19 protein-coding genes and 1 pseudogene are annotated in these 19,279 nt (G+C 62.5%); 12 read left to right on the top strand and 8 right to left on the bottom strand.

Features of this window, described 5'->3' with window-relative positions:
* Window positions 1-15 precede the first annotated feature (15 nt).
* From kdpC to ACVI9W_RS20885, 3 genes and pseudogenes are all read left to right on the top strand, one after another.
* A pseudogene (gene kdpC / locus ACVI9W_RS20875) lies at window positions 16-577 on the top strand (potassium-transporting ATPase subunit KdpC).
* 9 nt (window positions 578-586) lie between these two features.
* Entirely contained in the window at window positions 587-3,247 is a 2,661-nt protein-coding gene (locus ACVI9W_RS20880) for a DUF4118 domain-containing protein (protein ID WP_461531034.1), read from the top strand.
* Window positions 3,244-3,942 carry a response regulator gene (locus ACVI9W_RS20885; RefSeq protein WP_038609137.1) on the top strand — a complete coding sequence of 233 codons (699 nt, stop codon included), beginning with the start codon at window positions 3,244-3,246 and terminating at the stop codon, window positions 3,940-3,942. Before ACVI9W_RS20880 ends, ACVI9W_RS20885 begins: the two co-directional genes overlap by 4 nt.
* Window positions 3,943-3,958: 16 nt before the next feature.
* Here the strand turns inward: ACVI9W_RS20885 and ACVI9W_RS20890 are convergent, their stop codons facing one another.
* Entirely contained in the window at window positions 3,959-4,999 is a 1,041-nt protein-coding gene (locus ACVI9W_RS20890) for a patatin-like phospholipase family protein (RefSeq protein WP_461531035.1), read from the bottom strand.
* A gap of 157 nt (window positions 5,000-5,156) precedes the next feature.
* Between ACVI9W_RS20890 and ACVI9W_RS20895 the strand changes: the two genes are divergently transcribed.
* From ACVI9W_RS20895 to ACVI9W_RS20905, 3 genes are all read left to right on the top strand, one after another.
* Window positions 5,157-5,435, top strand: a complete 279-nt coding sequence (locus tag ACVI9W_RS20895) for a hypothetical protein (protein ID WP_332510225.1) — start codon at window positions 5,157-5,159, stop codon at window positions 5,433-5,435.
* A gap of 14 nt (window positions 5,436-5,449) precedes the next feature.
* Entirely contained in the window at window positions 5,450-6,217 is a 768-nt protein-coding gene (locus tag ACVI9W_RS20900; RefSeq protein WP_461531036.1) for a CHAD domain-containing protein, read from the top strand.
* 81 nt (window positions 6,218-6,298) lie between these two features.
* Entirely contained in the window at window positions 6,299-7,099 is an 801-nt protein-coding gene (locus tag ACVI9W_RS20905) for an acyl-CoA thioesterase (protein ID WP_461531037.1), read from the top strand.
* A 139-nt stretch (window positions 7,100-7,238) separates the two neighbouring features.
* On the opposite strand, the gene ACVI9W_RS20910 is transcribed toward ACVI9W_RS20905, so the two are convergent.
* The 3 genes from ACVI9W_RS20910 to ACVI9W_RS20920 form a co-directional block, all read right to left on the bottom strand.
* Window positions 7,239-7,601 carry an Mpo1-like protein gene (locus tag ACVI9W_RS20910; RefSeq protein WP_342624876.1) on the bottom strand — a complete coding sequence of 121 codons (363 nt, stop codon included), beginning with the start codon at window positions 7,599-7,601 and terminating at the stop codon, window positions 7,239-7,241.
* Between the two features lie 75 nt (window positions 7,602-7,676).
* Window positions 7,677-9,155, bottom strand: coding sequence for a methyl-accepting chemotaxis protein (locus ACVI9W_RS20915; RefSeq protein ID WP_342624877.1), 1,479 nt, complete (start codon window positions 9,153-9,155; stop codon window positions 7,677-7,679).
* An 86-nt stretch (window positions 9,156-9,241) separates the two neighbouring features.
* Window positions 9,242-10,048: a TatD family hydrolase gene (locus ACVI9W_RS20920; protein ID WP_461531038.1), complete on the bottom strand. Its 807-nt coding sequence runs from the start codon at window positions 10,046-10,048 to the stop codon at window positions 9,242-9,244.
* Between the two features lie 158 nt (window positions 10,049-10,206).
* On the opposite strand from ACVI9W_RS20920, the gene ACVI9W_RS20925 reads away from it, so the two are divergent.
* Both ACVI9W_RS20925 and ACVI9W_RS20930 read left to right on the top strand, forming a co-directional pair.
* Window positions 10,207-11,631, top strand: a complete 1,425-nt coding sequence (locus tag ACVI9W_RS20925) for an MltF family protein (protein WP_461531039.1) — start codon at window positions 10,207-10,209, stop codon at window positions 11,629-11,631.
* 275 nt (window positions 11,632-11,906) lie between these two features.
* Window positions 11,907-12,215: a hypothetical protein gene (locus ACVI9W_RS20930; protein ID WP_038609161.1), complete on the top strand. Its 309-nt coding sequence runs from the start codon at window positions 11,907-11,909 to the stop codon at window positions 12,213-12,215.
* Window positions 12,216-12,234: 19 nt separating this feature from the next.
* Here ACVI9W_RS20930 and greB read toward each other — a convergent pair whose 3' ends face one another.
* The 3 genes from greB to ACVI9W_RS20945 all read right to left on the bottom strand — a co-directional run bounded on the left by greB (window position 12,235) and on the right by ACVI9W_RS20945 (window position 16,001).
* On the bottom strand, window positions 12,235-12,729 hold the full coding sequence (gene greB, locus ACVI9W_RS20935; RefSeq protein WP_461531040.1) for a transcription elongation factor GreB: 495 nt from the start codon (window positions 12,727-12,729) through the stop codon (window positions 12,235-12,237).
* Between the two features lie 78 nt (window positions 12,730-12,807).
* Entirely contained in the window at window positions 12,808-15,318 is a 2,511-nt protein-coding gene (locus ACVI9W_RS20940; protein WP_461531041.1) for an ABC transporter permease, read from the bottom strand.
* Entirely contained in the window at window positions 15,318-16,001 is a 684-nt protein-coding gene (locus ACVI9W_RS20945) for an ABC transporter ATP-binding protein (RefSeq protein WP_461531042.1), read from the bottom strand. The genes ACVI9W_RS20940 and ACVI9W_RS20945 overlap by 1 nt, the downstream gene beginning before the upstream one ends.
* 10 nt (window positions 16,002-16,011) lie before the next feature.
* Here ACVI9W_RS20945 and ACVI9W_RS20950 point away from each other — a divergent pair, with 10 nt between their 5' ends.
* The 3 genes from ACVI9W_RS20950 (at window position 16,012) to ACVI9W_RS20960 (ending at window position 18,048) form a co-directional block, all read left to right on the top strand.
* Window positions 16,012-16,617, top strand: a complete 606-nt coding sequence (locus ACVI9W_RS20950) for an arylesterase (RefSeq protein WP_038609176.1) — start codon at window positions 16,012-16,014, stop codon at window positions 16,615-16,617.
* 56 nt (window positions 16,618-16,673) lie between these two features.
* A complete protein-coding gene (locus tag ACVI9W_RS20955; protein WP_038609179.1) occupies window positions 16,674-16,955 on the top strand; it encodes a hypothetical protein in 282 nt (93 codons plus the stop codon).
* 121 nt (window positions 16,956-17,076) lie between these two features.
* Window positions 17,077-18,048: a L,D-transpeptidase family protein gene (locus ACVI9W_RS20960; protein WP_038609182.1), complete on the top strand. Its 972-nt coding sequence runs from the start codon at window positions 17,077-17,079 to the stop codon at window positions 18,046-18,048.
* 131 nt (window positions 18,049-18,179) lie between these two features.
* On the opposite strand, the gene oprI is transcribed toward ACVI9W_RS20960, so the two are convergent.
* Entirely contained in the window at window positions 18,180-18,431 is a 252-nt protein-coding gene (gene oprI, locus ACVI9W_RS20965) for an outer membrane lipoprotei OprI (RefSeq protein ID WP_003259780.1), read from the bottom strand.
* A 508-nt stretch (window positions 18,432-18,939) separates the two neighbouring features.
* Between oprI and ACVI9W_RS20970 the strand changes: the two genes are divergently transcribed.
* Window positions 18,940-19,221 (top strand): GNAT family N-acetyltransferase, encoded by a 282-nt coding sequence (locus ACVI9W_RS20970; RefSeq protein WP_038609187.1) that lies wholly within the window; start codon window positions 18,940-18,942, stop codon window positions 19,219-19,221.
* The last annotated feature ends 58 nt before the right edge of the window (window positions 19,222-19,279 follow it).

Here is a 19,279-nt window from a genome sequence, read left to right on the forward strand (position 1 = left end):
ACCAAGGAGATGACCATGACTACTTATCTACGTCCGGCCACGAGCCTGATCCTGCTGATGACCCTGATCACCGGTGCGGTGTATCCGCTGGTGGTCACCGGGGTGGCCCAGGTGGCTTTCCCCGAGCAGGCCAACGGCAGCCTGCTACGCGATGACCAGGGCCAGGTGCGCGGCTCGCTGCTGATCGCCCAGGTGTTCAAGGGCGATGCCTGGTTCCACGCACGGCCATCGGCGGCTGACTATGCCACCGTCGCCAGCGGTGCCAGCAACCTGGCGCCGAGCAACCCCGGCGCTGGCCCAACGCATCAACGACAGCGCTTCGCAGCAGTACATCGAAGCACAGGGCGCGGTACCGCTGGACCTGCTGACCACCTCCGGCAGTGGCCTGGATCCGCATTTGTCGCCTGCTGCAGTGGCCTATCAATTGCCGCGGGTAGCGGCTGCGCGTCAGCTCAGCACGGAGGTCTTGCAAGGTCTGGTCGAGCAGTCCACCCTGCAGCCATTGATCGGTCCGCCGGTGGTCAATGTACTGGCCTTGAACGCCGCCCTCGAACGGCTGGCCCCGGCTTCGAAATAAGGACAAGCAGTGAGCGATAGCAACTCCGAACGCGCTGATGCGTTGTTGGCCGGGCTGCCGCGCGAAGGGCGCGGCAGGCTCAAGGTGTTTTTGGGCGCAGCGCCGGGGGTGGGCAAGACCTACGCCATGCTCCAGGCCGCCCATGCCCAGGTGCGCCAGGGCGTGCAGGTGCTGGCGGCGGTGGTTGAAACCCATGGTCGGGCCGAAACCGAATCCTTGCTCGCCGGGTTGGCGCAACAACCTCTGGTGCGCTCGGAGTATCGCGGTGTGCAGCTTGAGGAAATGGACCTCGATGGCCTGCTCAAGGCCGCGCCGCAACTGGCGCTGGTCGACGAGCTGGCCCACAGCAACGCGCCCGGCAGTCGCCATGCCAAACGCTGGCAGGATGTGCAGGAACTGCTGGCGGCCGGTATCGATGTCTACACCACCGTCAACGTTCAGCACCTGGAAAGTCTCAACGACCAGGTGCGTGGCATCACCGGCGTGCAGGTGCGTGAAACCCTGCCGGACTGGGTGCTGCAGGAAGCCTTTGAACTGGTCCTGATTGACCTGCCGCCGCGTGAATTGCTCGAGCGCCTGCGCGAAGGCAAGGTCTATGTGCCGGAGCAGGCGCGGGCGGCAATCGATGCCTTCTTCAGCCAGACCAACCTCACCGCATTGCGCGAGCTGGCCATGCAGACGGCGGCGGCCCAGGTCGATGCTGATCTCGCGCATGGTTACCGTCAGCTGGGCCAGGATGCGCCGTCGTTGCGCGGGCGTTTGCTGGTCGGGGTGGATGGCGATGCCCAGGCCGAGCGTCTGGTGCGCCACGCCAGCCGGGTGGCCCAGCGTCGTCACCTGCCCTGGAGCCTGGTGCATGTCGACAATGGCAAACTGCGGGACGAAACCGCTCGCCAGCGTTTGCAGGCAGCCCAGCAACTGGCCGAGCGCCTGGGTGGCGAAGTGGTGTTGCTGCGCGCCGGTGAAGTGGCGAAAACCCTGATCCAGCACGCCCTCGAACGTCGCGCCAACCTGGTGCTGGTCGGCCAGTCCCGGGATCGCTTGCGTCGGCGCTTGTTCGGTGCCGGCGTGGCCACGCGCTTGTTGCGTGAGGCCCATGGCCTGGAAATCAACGTGCTCGACCGCGACGAACGCCCCGAACCGCCGAGCGCGGCGGTGAAGAAGGTCTGGGTCTGGCGCCACTACCTGTTGGCGCTGGTCGCCACTGTGCTCGCAGCGGGGATTTCCTGGGGCGTTTCCGGTGTTCTGGCTTTGCCCAACATCTCGCTGGTGTTTCTTGCCGCGGTGTTGCTGGTGGCCGTGCGCAGCAGCTTGGGCCCGGCGCTGGCCTGTGCGGCGATGTCGTTCCTGACCTATGACTTTCTATTCATTCCGCCGAACTTCTCCTTCAGCATCCAGCGTGAAGAGGATGTGCTGACCTCGCTGTTCTTTCTGTTGATGGCGGCGCTGACCGGCAACCTGGCTGCCCGCCAGCGTCGGCAGTTGCAGGCGCTGCGCGAGACGCAGGAACAGACCAACCAGTTGCTCGATCTGTCACGCAAACTGACCGCCGCCACTGACCGCCAGGCGGTGTTCAATGCCGCCGGACAACATCTGGATGGCTGGAACGATTTGCAGGTGTGTCTGCTTGAGCGCGATGTGGAAGGGCGCTTGCAGGTTGCCAGTGCTGCCAGCGTGCAGTTCAACGACAACGAGCGGGCCGCAGCCGACTGGGCCTGGCAGCACGATCAGGCCGCAGGCCTGGGCAGTGATACCTTGCCCAATGGCCGTTGGTGGTGGTGGCCGCTGTCGGTGGAAGAACAACCGCTGGCGCTGCTCGGCGTGCGTCCGCGGCAGGGCCAGAGCCTTACCGCGCAGCGCCGGCGTCTGCTCAAGGCGCTCAGCCAGCCCCTGGCCCAGGCCCTGGCCCGGGCACGTCTGGCTGAACAACTGGAAGCGGCGCGGTTGCATGGCGAAACCGAGCAATTGCGCAGTGCTTTGCTGGCGTCAGTGTCGCATGACCTGCGTACACCCTTGACTGCCATGCGCGGCAGCATCGACAGCCTTCTGGCCCTGGGCGAAGCGATCCCCATGGCGGATCGCCAAGAGTTGCTTGAGGGCACGCGTAACGAAGCCGAACGCCTGGACCGTTATATCCAGAACCTGCTGGACATGACCCGCCTGGGCCACGGCGGCCTGAAACTGGCCCGTGACTGGGTGGCGCCCACCGATATCGTCGGCAGTGCGCTCAACCGCTTGCGGGTGGTGCTGGCACCATTGCAGGTGTCTACCGAAGTGGCGGACGGTTTGCCGCTGCTGTTCGTACATGCTGCCTTGATCGAGCAGGCGTTGGTCAATGTACTGGAGAACGCCGCGCGCTTTTCGCCGGTCAACGGCCGCCTGCAGTTGCAGGTGTCGGCTGACGATGAACAGTTGCGCTTTGCGGTCAGCGATGAAGGCCCGGGTATTCCAGCGGCTGATCGCGAGAAGATCTTCGACATGTTCTACACCGCTGCCCGGGGTGATCGCGGCGGGCAGGGCACCGGCCTTGGCCTGGCCATCTGCCAAGGCATGATCGGGGCGCACGGCGGGCATATTCTGGTGAGTGAGGGTATCGATGGTCACGGCACCTGCATCACATTATGCTTGCCGCTTCCGACCCAGCCCGAGCCTGAAAGCGAAGCGCCATGAGCCAGATTGCCACCCTTCTGGTCATCGATGATGAACCACAGATCCGCAAGTTCCTGCGCATCAGCCTCAGTTCCCAGGGCTATAAGGTAGTGGAGGCGGCCAGCGGTGCCGAGGGCCTGACTCAGGCCGCGCTGGCCCGGCCCGACCTGGTGGTGCTCGACCTTGGCCTGCCGGACATGGACGGTCAGCAGGTGCTGCGCGAACTGCGCGAATGGAGCCCGGTGCCGGTGCTGGTGTTGTCAGTGCGTGCCAGTGAAATCCAGAAAGTCGAGGCCCTTGATAACGGCGCCAACGACTACGTGACCAAGCCGTTCGGCATCCAGGAGTTTCTTGCCCGGGTGCGCGCGTTGTTGCGTCAGGCGCCTCAGGCTGCGGCAACGGATGTCGCGCCAAGCTTCGGTCCCTTGACGGTTGACCTGGCCTTTCGCAAGGTCACCCTGGACGGTGTCGAGGTGGCCCTGACCCGCAAGGAATACGCGCTGCTGGCGCAACTGGCAACGCATCCGGGACGGGTGATTACCCAGCAGCAACTGCTCAAGGACATCTGGGGGCCGACCCATGTCGACGACACCCATTACTTGCGCATTGTGGTCGCGCATGTGCGGCAGAAGCTGGGTGATGACCCGACGGCGCCACGCTTCATCATCACCGAGCCTGGGGTCGGGTACCGGTTGGTGGGGCCGGAGCAGGGCTAACGGCCTGCTCCCACCATCAGCGCCGCTCCGCCTCGTAGTTCTCCATGGTATCGCGCGCTATCTCCCGGCCCAGGGCTATCAGCTCCGGCGCTTTGTAAAACTCGAAAAAACGACACACGCGCTTGGGGACGTTGATCAGCACGTCCGGCGGGTAGCCGGCGATCTTGTACTGGGCCAGCGAGGTCTGCATCACTTCAAAGCTCTGGTTGATCAGATCCAGCAGTGACGCGGGGCCGACGTTGTCGATGATGAACGAGCCGGCCGCCGACTTCGGTGCGCCGTCACTCTCCGGCGCTGCAGCCGGTTGCTGGGCTTCGGGGTTGGCAGCATCGCTGAGCCAGGGATTGGGGATATGTACGGCCTGCGGTGCGAGTTCCTGCTCGATGCGCATCAGCTGTTCGGCCTGTTTACGCCGGAACGGCAGGTGTGAGCCCAGGGAACTGATCAGGTTGTCGAAACGCAGCTTGAAGGCCGCCGGGCGTTCGATAACAGGTAGCTGATACTGCTTCTGGTTGGTCGAGTTGAGGTTCACGGCAATGATCAGGTCGCAGTGGCTGGAGACCACCGGAATGATCGGCAACGGGTTGAGAATGCCGCCGTCAACCAGCATGCGGTTGCCTTGCACCACCGGGGTGAACAGGCTGGGAATTGCCGCCGAGGCGCGCATGGCCTGGTGCAGACAACCTTCCTGAAACCAGATTTCCTGCTGGTTGGTGAGGTCGGCGGCCACTGCCGTGTAGGGGATACGCAGGTCTTCGATGTTTACGTCGCCGACAATCTTGCGGATCTGCCCGAATACTTTCTCGCCACGGATCGCCCCCAGGCGAAAGCTCACATCCACCAGACGCAGCACATCCAGGTAGTCGAGGCTCTCGATCCAGTTGCGATACTCCTCGAGCTTGCCCGCCGCATAGATACCACCAATCACCGCACCCATGGAGCAACCGGCGACACAGGCGATGTCATAGCCGCGACGTTCCAGTTCTTCGATAACCCCAATGTGCGCATACCCGCGAGCTCCGCCCGAGCCCAGTACCAATGCCACGCGTTTGCTCATGATGGCTCCCGGTTGTAATGCGTCGATGGTCTAACAATGCGCCCATTCGCGTCTGTGCTTCAATCGTCATCCGCGCTGCGCTACGCTTTGCAGGGCACTTTTCTTCTTTGTAGCCGTCGAACACGCCACTTTGCACTTTTCTTTTGAGGAATCACCGATGAAAGCCTGGATTTGCCTGCCCCTGATTGCTCTGCTCCTGACCGGTTGTGCTGGCAAGACAGCCTATCGCGACAGTTGTGCCAATCAGCTGGACTCGGCCTGGAAGGAACTTGATCTGGCCAAGGCTGAAGGCTTTGCTGGTACTGTCAGTTACTCCAAGGCGCTTTCGTTGTTGACCGGGGCCAAGACCCAGCAGCAGTTCGAAGCGTTCGAAGGGTGCAGCAACAAAGCTGAAAAAGCGCGTTTCTACATTCGTGAATCCCGCGCCGGTCGCTGATACAGGAGAACACCATGTCAGCCATGCTTGACCATGTGATTGCCCAGGTACTGGCACTGCAGGTTCGTCTGCTCGGTTGTCAGGCACGGCTGGCGGCTGACACCGACAGTGAGGCACTGCATGACTTGCGGATTGCCACGCGCCGCTTGCGCAGCTTGCTGCGACCACTGCGTGAGTTGCCAGGGGTCGAACAGCTGGAAGGCGCGGCGCAGGCGTTGGGTAATCTGACTACCCCGCTGCGTGACCGCGAGGTGCTGGCCGCGCAGTTGCTTGAGCGCGATCAGCTGGCGGCGGCGCAGGTGCGTCTGGCTCACCGCCGGGAAACTTTCGCCAGCGTAGCCGAGAGTGCCGAGCTGGGCCGACTGCTGGCGATTGTCGATGCTTTTCCGATCTTCCTGCGGGCCGCTGAGCGCGAAGGCTTGATCCGTAAACTGCACAAGCGCATCGACAAGCGCCTGGAAAAGCAGTGGAAGCAGCTGCGCGAAGCGCTGCAGGATCCGGCCCATGACCGTCATCGCCTGCGTTTGCTGATCAAGCGTGTGCGTTATGCAGCTGAAGCCTACCCGCAACTGGAGCATGCCGGGCGCCGTTTACAGCGCTTGCTCAAGCGTGCGCAAAGCGACCTGGGTAGTTGGCACGATCTTCTGCAATGGTTGCTGCAGGCCGGGCAACAGCGAGACCTGGCGCCTTGTGTCGAGCATTGGCAAGCCCAGCTGCAGGACGCCGAACAACGAGCCGATGTCACCCTGGAGCGCTTGCAAACGCTGCTGGTGCAGCGATAAGCCGCTGATATGGCTGAAATGCGGGCTGCTGCTGGCGCTTCTGCTGGTTAAGATCGGCCTTTTCCCACGGATGAGGTCGGCATGAACTTCTCGCAATTGCTCAAGACGGTCCGCCTGCATCCCCAGGCGGTAACCATTCCTGCCAGCTGGGCGCAAGGGCGCGCCTGTTTCGGTGGCCTGATGGCGGCCCTGCTCTACGAAACCATGCTCACCAAGACCTCGCCCGGTCGCCCGGTGCGTTCCCTGGCGATCACCTTCGTCGGCCCGGCCGAGCCCGAGGTGCCGATCAGTTTTGAAGTCGAGTTGCTGCGCGAGGGCAAAGCGGTCAGTTCCTTGTTGGGCCGTGCGGTGCAAAATGGCCAGGTAGTGACCCTGATACAGGGCAGTTTCGGTGGCGGACGCGATTCAGTGGTCAATCTTCCGGCATTGCCTGCGGTGGAGATGAGCAGCCTTGAGGCTGCCTCCAGCGAGCTCCCCTATATCAAAGGCGTGACCCCTGAGTTCATGCAGCATGTGGCCCTGCGCTGGGCGATTGGCGGGATTCCGTTCAGCAACAATCACTCGCGCAGCATGGGCGGTTGGGTGCGCTTGCGTGACGAAGGCGGTGACGAAACCCTGAATGAAGCGCACCTGCTGGCGCTGGTTGATGCCTGGCCACCCAGCTTGTTGTCGCACCTGAACAAGCCGGCGGCCGGCAGCACCTTGACCTGGACCATCGAATTCATTCAGCCGGTGGCGAGCCTGACCACCCAGGACTGGTGCAAGTATTGCGTGCAGACCGAGTATGCCCGCGATGGCTACGGGCACGCGGCGGCCGCCCTGTGGACGGCTTCAGGTGAGTTGCTGGCCATCAGCCGGCAAACGGTGACCGTCTTCGCCTAGGCTCTGTACGAAAAGCCTTGATACTCGGTGATGCTGCGTTGAAAACAGCCTCGGAATGCTCATTTACAACCCGTAAACTCCGCTTCCTCGGCTGTTTTCGCCTTGCCTGACCTTCGTCTCAAAACTTTTCACACAGAGCCTAGTGACGATGGCGGTTGCGCCAGGCGCGCCACCAGGCGCCACTGAGCACAAAGCGCGGAAAGGTAATGAACTGTTCCACCAACAACCGGCCGATGGCGTCCTTGCGGTCGCTGAAGGGTTCCGGTTGTTCGGCTTCCAGGCGATGGCCCTGGCGCTGCAGACCAAGGCCTGCGATCAGGGCGATGATGCCGACGGCCAGTTGCCCCAGGTCTAGCGAGAACAATCCGGACAGCACCAGTAGCACGCCGAGGATGAACAGCGGCACAGCGATCAGGTGCAACACCAGGTTGGTCGGGTTGCGGTGATTGTGGTGGTAGCCACGCCATTGCCAGGCGTGCAGGTTAGGCAAGCGTTTGCTCATGGGAAACTCCTCAGGGCCATGTCTGAAGAATAGTGCGGCCCCCGTCAGGGGGCCAATGAGCGCCGGCTATCGGGCCTATAGCTTGAGTTGGCCAATGGCCTTGTTCAGTTCACCGGCCAGGGTGGCCAGTTCGCTGCTGGTGGTGGCCGAGTCGACGGTCTGCTGAACGGTCTCTTCGGTGACGTCGCGAATACTCACCACCGCCCGGTTCATTTCTTCGGCCACCTGGCTTTGCTGCTCGGCGGCGACGGCAATCTGTGTGTTGCTTTCACGCATCTGTGCGACCGCACTAGTGATCTCGGCCAGGGCGGCGCCGGCTTCCTGGGCCTGCTGGACGCAATCGTCAGCCTTGAACGAGCTTTCCTGCATGAAGTCCACCGCATCGCGGGTGCCTGCCTGCAGCGCCGCAACCATGGTGGTGATTTCATCGGTGGAGGCCTGCACACGCTTGGCCAGGTTGCGTACTTCATCGGCGACGACGGCAAAGCCACGACCCAGATCGCCAGCACGGGCAGCTTCGATGGCCGCGTTGAGGGCCAGCAGGTTGGTCTGCTCGGCAATGCTGTGAATCACGCCGACCACACCGTTGATCTTCTGGCTGTCCTCGGCCAGCTGGCGAATCATTTCGGCGGTCTGCTGCACGCCGCTGGACAATCCGGAGATCGAAGTCTGTACGCGACTGACCACTTCCTGGCCGCTGCCGGCCAGGGTGTCGGCAGTCTGCGACAAGTCGCGGGTGGCGCCGGCATGCTGGGCGATGTGATAAACCGTGGCCGACATCTCGTTGATCGCGGTGGCGGCCTGATCGGTTTCGCTCTGCTGGCCGAGCATGCCGTGGCGCACGTCGTTCATGCTCGCGGCCAGGCGCGCGGCACCGGAGTCGAGCTGGGCGGCGGTACGCGCCACGGTGTTGACCACGCGATGATAGGTGGTCTGCATGGCGTTGAAGGCGCTGGCCATCTGCCCGACTTCATCGCCACAGGACAAGGGCACCCGGGCTGAGAGGTCGCCGGTCTTTTCGACATGCAGCATCACGTCCTTGAGGGTGTTGAGCTGGCTGAGCAGGAAGCGGATCAGCAGCTGCGAGGCGCAGAGCATTGCCAGCATCAGTATCAGCACGCAGACCGCGTAGTTGGTGAAGCGGTCGGTAAACACCTGAAGCAGGCTGGGGGAGGGGGCAAGAACGGCAATTTGCTGGCCGTCGCGGCTGATCACCTGGGCGCCGCTCAGTGGATCGGTGCCGGTCAGGGCCAGCCCCTGCAGCTCGACCCAGCCCTGAGCGCTGGCCAGGGCTTCGAGGTTGTGATCGGCAAACGAGGGCACTTGCCCCGGGGTGTACTGCAGCCACAGCGGGTTTTGCGGCAGATCCTGGCCAGCTGGCCAGGCCGCCAGCAACTGAGCCTCGGACTGGGCCTTGGCCTGGGCTTCCTGCGCCCTGGCCTGTTGCTCCAGGTGCACGGCATACAGCACCAGGAACAGGGTTGTGACGAAGGCCACCGCATTGACGGCCCAGAATTTGTATTTCAGGGAGATATTGCTAAGCCAGGCACCCATGGAAGGTCTTCTCTGATTGAGCGGAAACATTGTTGGCAAGGTGCCATCATTGTGCCGAACCGAGCAGGGGTGCGCCTTGATATGCGTCAAATAATCGCGGGCAGACCAAAGAAGGCGCGTGCGCAGGCGGTGGTATGGGCTGCCAGATGCTCGGTGCTTTCGTTCCGGTGCAAGGCGACTTCGCGCAGTACTTCGGTGAGGAATGCCGGCTCGTTGCGGCCGCTCTTGGGCTTTGGCCGCAGGCTGCGCGGTAACAGGTACGGCGCATCGCTTTCGAGCATTAGCCGGCCCTGGGGAATACTGCTCACCAGCGGGTGCAGGTGGGTGCCACGGCGCTCGTCGCAGATCCAGCCGGTGATGCCGATGTGCAGGTCGAGATCGAGGTAGCCGAACAGCGCGGCGCGTTCGCCGGTAAAGCAATGCACCACCGCGGCGGGCAGGCGGTCACGGTAGTCCTTGAGGATTGCCAGCAGACGCTCGCTGGCATCACGCTCATGGAGAAATACCGGCATCTGCAATTCGACCGCCAGCGCCAGTTGTTCCTCCAGGGCTTTCTCCTGCTGTGGGCGAGGGGAGAAATCACGGTTGAAATCCAGGCCGCATTCGCCCACCGCACGCACCCGGGGCTGCTCCAGCAAGGCCCGCATCTGCCGGGCGCTGTCGCTGCTCCAATGGCTGGCATCGTGGGGGTGAACACCGGCGGTGCTGAACAGCCGTTGGCCACTTTCATCCAGCGCCAGGCACAACTCCAGCGCCTGTTCGCTGCCCTCCAGGCTGGTGCCGGTCACCATCATTTGCACAACTCCAGCGGCCTCGGCGCGCTCGAGAATCGCTTGGTGTTTGTCGGCAAAACTTGGGTTGGTCAGATTGACGCCGATGTCGATGAGTTGCATGGTGCTACCTCAGGCCGCTGGCCGGCCAGCATAGCAAAGCTCGAGTAATTTCGATAAATCGAAGAACTTCAATGAGTTGTCGTGGTCTTTTGCGGTCAATTGTCATGGAGTGACCGCAAGCTATGGCGCCAACCCTACACGCGCGGACCTTGATACGGATGACCCGAGCGCTGTTTTTGTTGATCGTGCTGGGCTTTGGGCTGCTTCTGGCAGGCCCGGCCAGCGCGCGCCTGCCCGGTCCGCAACAAACGGTGAGCAAAACCCAGGTCCGCGACCTGGCGCAGATCCGCAGCAGCCGGGTGCTCAAGGTGCTGGTCAACCAGAGTCGCAACAGCTCCGGTGAAGTCAAAGGCGAGCCGGTGGGCGTGGAATATCACCGCCTGCGTGCCTTTGAGCACTACCTCAATGGCCGCGCCCGCGATGGCCAGGAAATTCGCCTGAAAATCATTCCGCGGGCCAAGGAGCAACTGCTGGCGGCGCTGCAGCGTGGCGAAGCCGATCTGGTGGCGCCGGGCGAACTGCTCGACCCCACCTCTACCCGTGGCCTGGTGGCCAGCGATCCGGTGGTGGACAACGTGCCCATGGTGCTGGTGGGGCGCAAGGGCGAACGCAGCTTTCAGCGGGTCGAGCAGCTGTCCGGGCGGACCCTGGCCCTGACCAGTGCCAGCGCCGCCGGCGATACCCTGCATGAAATCAACCAGAAGTTGGCCCTGCGCAAGCTGCCGCCGATCAAGGTCGAATGGGTCGATCCGACATTGGCGGTGGAAGATGTTCTGGAAATGGTTCAGGCCGGGATTTTTCACCTGACAGTCGTCGAGCAGCCAATCGCCGAGCGTTGGGCCAGGGTCATGCCCAAGCTGCGTATCGATCGCAAGGTGCAGGTTGCAGCTCCGGAGGCGATGCGTTGGTACGTGCGGCGCGATGCGGTGATGTTGCATGCCAGTGTCGACCGGTTCTTGCAGGGCTATCGGCCGCCGGAGAACCAGGATGCGGCGTTCGAGCGTATCTATCGACGCCTGTACCGGGTGCACAATCCCTTGGCGCGCAATGACCGCAAGCGGCTGGAAGCGCTGCGGCCGGTCTTGCAGCGTCATGCCAGCGAACAGAATATCGATTGGTTGAACCTGGCCGCGGTGGCCTTCAAGGAGTCTTCGCTCAACCCTGCGGCCCGAGGTGCCGGGGGAACCCATGGGTTGATGCAGATCACTTCCAGCGCGGCGCAGCGGGTGGGGGTGAGCAATATCAGCAATGTCGATGGCAATGTGCAGGCCAGTGCGCGCTATATGGCGATGATTCGGCGCAAATTCTTTTCCAGTAACCAGCTTAATGAGCGCGAGCGTATGGCCTTTACCCTGGCGGCCTACAATTTGGGGCCGGAGCGGGTCCAGGCGATGCGGGCAGAAGCGCGGCGCCGGGGTTTGAACGGCAATCAGTGGTTTTTCCAGACCGAGCGTATCGCCATGGAGCAGGTGGGGATGGGACCGGTCAGTTACGTCAACAGCGTTAACAAGTACTTCCTTGCATTCGACCGTGAACGGGAGTCGTTGGAGCCGAAGGGGCGCAAGGTGGTGGGGCGTAAATGACCGCGGGAGGCTAGGACGGGGCAGCAGCCCAACAATCCTTACGACGGCGCACAATTCGCTTCGCTGTTGTTTTGTGACGTAATGTTAGAAAGGTGGCTTTCTGCGGGTTGACATTCCGCCCGCAGCTTCTCTAGGATGCTGACTTGCGCCGATTTAAACAGCTACTTGCGGGGCGCAGGAGAACCCGATGTGGTTCACCGAATACCGCTAAAACGCTGGTTCGGTGACGCCTCCCACCGCAGCCCAGCGGGATCTGCGAGGCGGAGAATTACTCCATGAGTTGTCCACGTACCAGTGTCTGTCTGACCCCTCTGCCTGCCAGTCAGGCCACCCGTGTGCCGCGCATTTTGCTGGGCGGTAGCCACCAACCTACACTCCTGCGATTTCTCGATGGCTGGCCGCGCCGCAAAGGCAGCGCCACCGCATTCCTGATTCAGTTCGCCGACACCCGCGCCTCCCTTGACCAGTTCGCCAGCGACCGCTTCGACCTGGCAGTGATCCAGTCGCCCAGCGCTGAAGACGCCGCCGAGGTAATCGGGCACCTGACCCGCGTTGCGCGGCAAGGTTTGATCACCCGCGGTTGATCGCCAGTTTCATACTGAACTATGCATCTTCGGAGGAAACGGGTGGCCTGTAGGTGACACTGTTGATGTACCAGGTGGCTTCGCCTCCAGGCGTTTGCACAACCACTTCGTCATCCTTGCCTTTCTTCAGTAGCGCGCGGGCCATGGGCGAGTCGATGGAGATGTAGTCGTTTCGCCCATAGATCTCGTCGTAACCGACGATCCTGAAGGTCTTGATCTCGCCTTCGTCGTTCTCGATCTCTACCCAGGCGCCGAAGAACACCTTGCCTTCCTGTTCAGGCGAATAATCGACGACTTTCGCGTCCTCCAGGCGTTTGCGCAGGTAGCGCACGCGCCTGTCGATTTCTCGTAGCAGCTTCTTGTTGTACTGGTAGTCGGCGTTTTCACTGCGGTCGCCCAGCGACGCGGCCCAGGCAACCTTGGCGGTAATCTCGGGGCGGTAAGTGCGCCAAAGGTGATCCAGCTCGCTTTTCAGCGCCTCGTAACCTTCTCGGGTGATGATGTTTGTAGCCACGCTTGGTCCTTCATGGGGTCGGTATGGCGAGAGATGTACGGATTCTAACGATATCGCGCCAATACCACCTGCTTTCTGTCAGCCTTCGCGCAGTACTTTAAGCGGGCTGGCATTGAGTGCACGGCGAGTGCCGTAGACCCCGGCACCACCCACCAGCAAAGCGCCGATAACCGGCAGCAATAGCAACCAGGGGTGCGGACTCCAGCTCAGGTCGAAGGCGTAGCGGTACAGCAGCAGGGTGATCAGTTCACAGCCGATGGCCGCCAGTAAACCGCTGGCGGCACCCAGCAAGCCGAACTCGATGCGCCGGGCCTTGATCAGCAGGCCGCGACCGGCGCCCAGTGCACGCAACAGGGCGCCTTGACGAATGCGCTCGTCCAGTGTCGCCTGCAGGCCGGCAAACAACACTGCCAGCCCCGCCGCAAGGACAAACAACAACACATATTCAACGGCCAGGGTGACCTGGGCGAGGATGCTGCGTAGCTGTTCCAGCAGTGCATCGACCTGCAGGATGGTGACCGCCGGGAACGCCCGCGACAACGCCACCACCTGCTGATCGTGGCCGGCGGCGAGGAAGAAGCTGGTCAGGTAGGTGGTGGGCAAATTCTGCAACGTGCCGGGCTGGAAGATCATGTAGAAGTTCGGCTGGAAACTGTCCCAGTTGACTGTGCGCAGGCTGCTGACCACGGCCTGGCGCTGCTGCACACCGATGCTGAAGGTGAGCTGGTCGCCAAGTTTCAGTTTGAGGCTCTGCGCCAGTTCGCTCTCAACCGACACGCCGGGCAGGCCGCTGCCACTGTCAGGGCTGGCCTGCCACCACTGGCCTTCACTCAGGGCGTTGCCCTGGGGCAGGTCGGCGGCCCAGGTGAGGCTCAGGTCGCGCTGTACGGCGCGATCGCCGGTGGACTCTTTGCTGACGATCTGCTGTACGGCCTGGCCGTTGATTTCGGTCAGGCGCCCGGGAATGACCGGGTACAGCGGTGCGGCTTCGGCGGAAAATTCGTTCAGGCGCTGGGCAAAGGTGTTCTTGTCGTCGGGCAGAATGTTCAGGGCGAAGTAGTTCGGCGCGTCCTTGGGCAACTGGTTTTGCCAGGTGTCGAGCAGCTCGGCGCGCAGCAAGGCGATCAGCGCCATGGCCAACAGGATCAGGCCGAAGGCCAGGGATTGTCCGGCAGCTGCCAGCGGGTGGCGTAACAGTTGGCCCAGGCCCAGGCGCCAGGCCAGTGGCGAGCCGGCAAGCAAGCGCCGCAGGCTGCGCAGGCCGAGCAATAGCAGGCCACCGAGGAGTACCGCCGCCACCAGGCCGCCGCCGAGCAGGGCAAAGGTCAGCAGCAGGTCGAGGCTCAAACGCCACATGATCAGGCCCAGGGCGAGCAGGGCGGCTCCATACACCAGCCAGCTGCTTGGTGGCACCGGTAGCAAGTCGCGGCGTAGCACGCGCAGTGGTGGCACCCGGCCCAGGGCGGCCAGTGGCGGCAGTGCAAAACCCGCCAGAGCGACCAGGCCGGTAGCGATCCCGGCCAGCGCGGGTGCCAGCCCACCGGGCGGGATCTGCGCGGGCATCAGGCCTTGCAGCAGCTTGAACAGACCGAGCTGTGCCAGCCAGCCGAGCAGCGCGCCACCCAAGGCGGCCAGGCTGCCGAGGATTGCCAGCTGCAGACAGAACAGGCTCAGTGCCTGGCGCCGCGACAGTCCCAGGCAACGCAGCAGGGCGCTGGCATCAAATCGGCGGGTGGCAAAACGGCTGGCCGACAAGGCCACGGCGACGCCAGCCAGCAGCACTGCAACCAGGCTGGCCATGTTCAGATAACGTTCGGCCTTGCCCAGGGCACCGCCGATCTGCCGGTTACCGTCGCGCGAATCCTGCAGGCGCTGGTTTGGCGCCAGGTCTTTGCTGATGCTCTCACGGTAACTGGCCAGGGCCTCCGGTTCACCGCGCCAGAGATCACGGTAACTGACCCGGCTGCCAGGTTGCACCACGCCGGTGGCGTCGAGGTCGACAAGGTTGATCAGCACGCGCGGCGTCAGGCTGTAGAAGTTGCCGGCGCGGTCCGGCTCGTAGGTCAGCACCCGGCTCATGTGCAAGGTTTTCATGCCGACGTCAATGCTGTCGCCGATCTTCAGGTTCAGGGCCGCCAACAGCCGCGGTTCGACCCAGGCCTCGCCCGGCGCCGGCCCGCCGCCGCTAGTTTCGCTGGCATAGGGCTCGGCAGCGCTACGCAGTTCGCCGCGCAGTGGATAGGCGTTGTCGGCAGCCTTGATGCTCGACAACTGGATGCCGTTATCGGTGGCAATCACGCTGGAGAATTCAACCACCTGGGCGTGCAGCAGTCCGGCGGACTTGCCACTGGCGATCTGCTCGGGCCGGGCTGGCGAGCTGCCTTGCAATACCAGGTCGGCGCCGAGGAACTCAGTGGCGCGAAGCAGCATGGCGCCGTTGAGGCGGGCACCGAAGTAGCCGATGGCGGTGCTGGCGGCCACTGCCACCAGCAGGGCGAAGAACAGCACACGCAGCTCGCCGGCACGGGCGTCGCGCAGCAACTGGCGCAGGGCCAGGGCGAACAGGCGGAAAAACGGCAGGCGGGCCATCAGGGCTCCAGCGGCGCGACCAGGTGGCCGGCGTCCAGGCGGATCAGACGGCGGCAGCGCTGGGCCAGGCGTTCGTCATGGGTGACCAGTACCAGGGTGGTACCACGTTCCTTGTTCAACTCGAACAGCAGGTCGCTGACACGCTCGCCGGTATGGCTGTCGAGGTTGCCGGTCGGCTCGTCGGCGAACAGCACCGCAGGTTCCGCGGCAAAGGCCCGGGCGATGGCCACGCGCTGCTGCTCGCCACCCGACAATTGCCGTGGCGAGTGGCTCAGGCGCTGACCCAGGCCGACCCGTTCAAGCAGGCTGCGGGCATGTTCGCGGGCGTCGCGGCGACCGTCCAGTTCCAGGGGCAGCATGACGTTTTCCAGGGCGTTGAGGCTGTCGAGCAACTGAAACGACTGGAACACGAAGCCCACATGTTCGGCACGTACCCGCGCGCGCTGGTCTTCGTCCAGCGGACCGAGGTCATGGCCTGCGAGGGTCACCGAACCTGCGCTGGGCAGGTCCAGGCCGGCAAGCAGGCCGAGCAGGGTCGACTTGCCCGAGCCCGATGCCCCGACAATGGCCAGGCTGTCGCCCTGTTTCAATTCCAGTGAGAGTTCGTGCAGGATGGTCAGATCGCCTTCCGCGCTGGGAACCACTTTGCTAAGGTTCCGCGCAGTGAGAATGCTGGGGCCCATGGAGAATCCGATGCGAGTGTGGTTATTGAGTGCTGGCCTGGCCTTGATGTGCATGGCCCAGGGCGCAGCAGCGGGTACCGTGCTGATTGTCGGCGATAGTATCAGTGCCGCTTTCGGCCTGGATACCCGCCAGGGCTGGGTTGCCTTGCTGGAGCAGCGCCTGAAAACCGAAGGTATCGACGCCACAGTGGTCAATGCCTCGATCAGTGGCGACACCAGTGCAGGCGGCCAGGCGCGGCTACCAGCGCTGCTTGCAGAGCACAAGCCGGAGTTGGTGGTGCTGGAACTGGGTGGCAATGATGGCCTGCGCGGGCAGCTTCCAACGCAATTGCAACAAAATCTTGCCTCGATGATCGATGAGTCCCGCGCAGCCGGTGCCAAGGTGCTGTTGCTGGGCATGCGTTTACCGCCCAATTACGGCAAGCGTTACACCGATGCGTTCGCTCAGGTTTATGAAAATCTGGCGACGCAAAAACAGGTGCCGCTGGTGCCGTTTTTCCTCGAAGGGGTGGGCGGTGTGCCCGAGCTGATGCAGGCCGACGGTATCCATCCGGGGCAGGGCGCTCAGGCGCGCTTGCTGGAAAATGCCTGGCCGCAGCTAAAACCGCTGCTTTGATGCTTTTATACTGACCGGCTTTCGGCTAATGTGGCGCCCCCGATTTGGAGCCCCCGATGCCGCGTCCCGCCTGGTCCCTGTTTGCCTATCAATTGATCGAGCCTGACGAACAGCTTGACCTGTTCGCCTGCCAGGAGATCCGCGTCCATCTTGTGGCCCGTCAGCTGGAGCTGGGAGGCTCGGCCGACCGCACCCTGTGCGGCACCTTGTTGCCGGCGCAGCCGCGCTGGTCCACGGTCGAGCGCGGTATCTACCGCGATCGGCGCCTGTGCACGCTGTGCCGGGCCATTCTCGATGCCCAGCGCCGTGGAACGCGGCCTGTATGGCCGGAACTGTAGCGCTCCGATATAACCTTTCATCCCTTGTAACGCCTTCCTCCGTCCGGATCACTCCCGATTGTGCCGGGGGCGGTGTACAATCGTCGTCTTGACCTCACTGAATTAGCGAAGGATTTCCCGGATGTTGCCGCGCTTTCCCGCCGTCACCCGTTGCCTGTCCCTGGCCGCCCTGCTGGCGGCAGGTCCTGTTGCTGCGCTGGAGTTCCCCCTGCCACCGCCGGGCGAAGATGTCATTGGTCAGGTTCAGGTGATCAAGGCCAAGTACGAAGACACCTTTGCCGATATCGGCACGGCCAACGACCTGGGCTATCTGGAAATGATCGCCGCCAACCCGGGCGTCGATCCCTGGCTACCAGGCGCCGGCACCGAGATCATCTTGCCGACCCGTTTCATCCTGCCGCCAGGCCCGCGTGAAGGCATCGTCATCAACCTCGCCGAGTACCGCATGTACTTCTATCCGAAAGGGCAGAACGTGGTGCACACCTACCCGCTGGGTATCGGGCGTGAAGGCTGGGGATCGCCAATCGCCAATACCAAGGTCACGGCCAAGACGCCGAACCCGACCTGGACGCCTCCGGCCTCGATCCGCAAGGAACACGCCGAAGACGGTGACATCCTGCCAGCCGTGGTACCGGCAGGTCCGGATAATCCGCTGGGTCCGTACAAGTTCACCCTGGGCGTACCGGGTTACCTGATTCACGGCTCGAACAAGAAGTTCGGTATCGGTATGCGCACCAGCCACGGCTGCTTCCGCATGTTCAACAACAACGTGCTGGAGCTGTCGAAGATGGCCCCGGTCGGAGTTCCGGTACGCATCATCAACGAGCCGTACAAGTTCGGTATCAGCGCTGGCAAGGTCTACCTCGAGGCGCACACGCCGCTGGACGACAAGGGCGATCCGTCGGTGGTCGACAAGCACACCGCCGTGATCAACGCCTTGCTCAAGCGTGAAGACCTGGCCAACAACCTGCGCATGAACTGGGACATGGTGCGTGACGTGGTTGCGGCTGAAGACGGCATGCCGGTGGAAATCGCTGTGCCAACCACTGGCCAGCAGCCAATGGTTTCAAGCGTACCGCTAGACATGCAGTAAGCCCCCGGGGTTGTTGCATCCGAGGCCTGCCATTGTGCAGGCCTCGTCGTTTCTGTCGGTTACTTTCTTGCAGACAATAAAAAAGCCGACCCACAAGTGGGTCGGCTCCAAATAAAAATCCCGAGGGATAATTACTTACGGCTGGCTTTGTCCAGCATACGCAGAGCGCGCTCGTTAGCTTCGTCAGCGGTCTGTTGTGCTTTTTGAGCAGCAGCCAGAGCGTCGTCAGCTTTGCGGTAGGCTTCGTCAGCGCGAGCTTGTGCACGAGCAGCTGCGTCTTCAGTAGCGGTCAGACGAGCTTCGGTTTCTTTGGATACGCTGCTGCAACCGGTAGCCAGAACTGCGGCCAGAGCCAGAGCAGAAAATTTCAGAACGTTGTTCATCGTGTTCCCCTTCAAGGACTTTCTATTAAATAGCCATCTCTCAGCAAAGAGAAACTAGCCGGTGTACATAGTACCCATTACTTGTAGTAAGTAAACTGACAGAGCGCAAGAACTGCAAAAAAATACGCCTGTCCCGGGGCCGCCACAGCCTTTGTAAAAAAACTGTGAAGGCGCCGCCGCAGCGGCTGTAATCTAGTGTAGCAAGTGTGTTTTTTTGTTGAACTAACGGTGACTTAAAGTGTCATCCTACGTCTTAGCTCTACAACATCCGGCAAGTGTTCAGGGCGCTGCCCGCAGCCAGGTTCGCTGGCGGCTAGTGCACGATTTTTGCGACCAGACACCTTGAGCATTCGGGCCCGGGGCGCCTACTATTTGTACGTGCTCTTTTGCCAGAGAACGACCAAGCTGTTCTTGCTGTCCAAACGGGCACGGGGTGGCGTAGAGGTTCCTTCGCCGGATAAACATCGGTAAGGTAGGGGTCAAATCATAAGACCCGCGAGGAGTAGTGATGAGCGAGGCGTTGTCCATCCACCATGACCAGGCTGGTCATCAATTCGAGACCAGTGTGGACGGTCATCGTGCTTACCTGACCTACATGGACCTGGGTAAGCAAACCCTGGATATCTACCGCACCTTTGTTCCCAATGCGTTGCGGGGCCGGGGTATTGCCGCGGCGCTGACCGAGAAGGCGTTGCAGTACGCAGAAGACATGGGCTACACCGTGATTCCGTCATGCTCGTACGTGGAACGTTACATGGAGCGCCAGCAGCGGCACTCCAGCAAAGCCTGAGAATCGCGAAGGGCAGCCTGCTGCTGCCGTTCAACGCACACACAAAAACGCCGGGCTT

Source organism: Pseudomonas sp. 210_17 TE3656 (assembly GCF_054821965.1).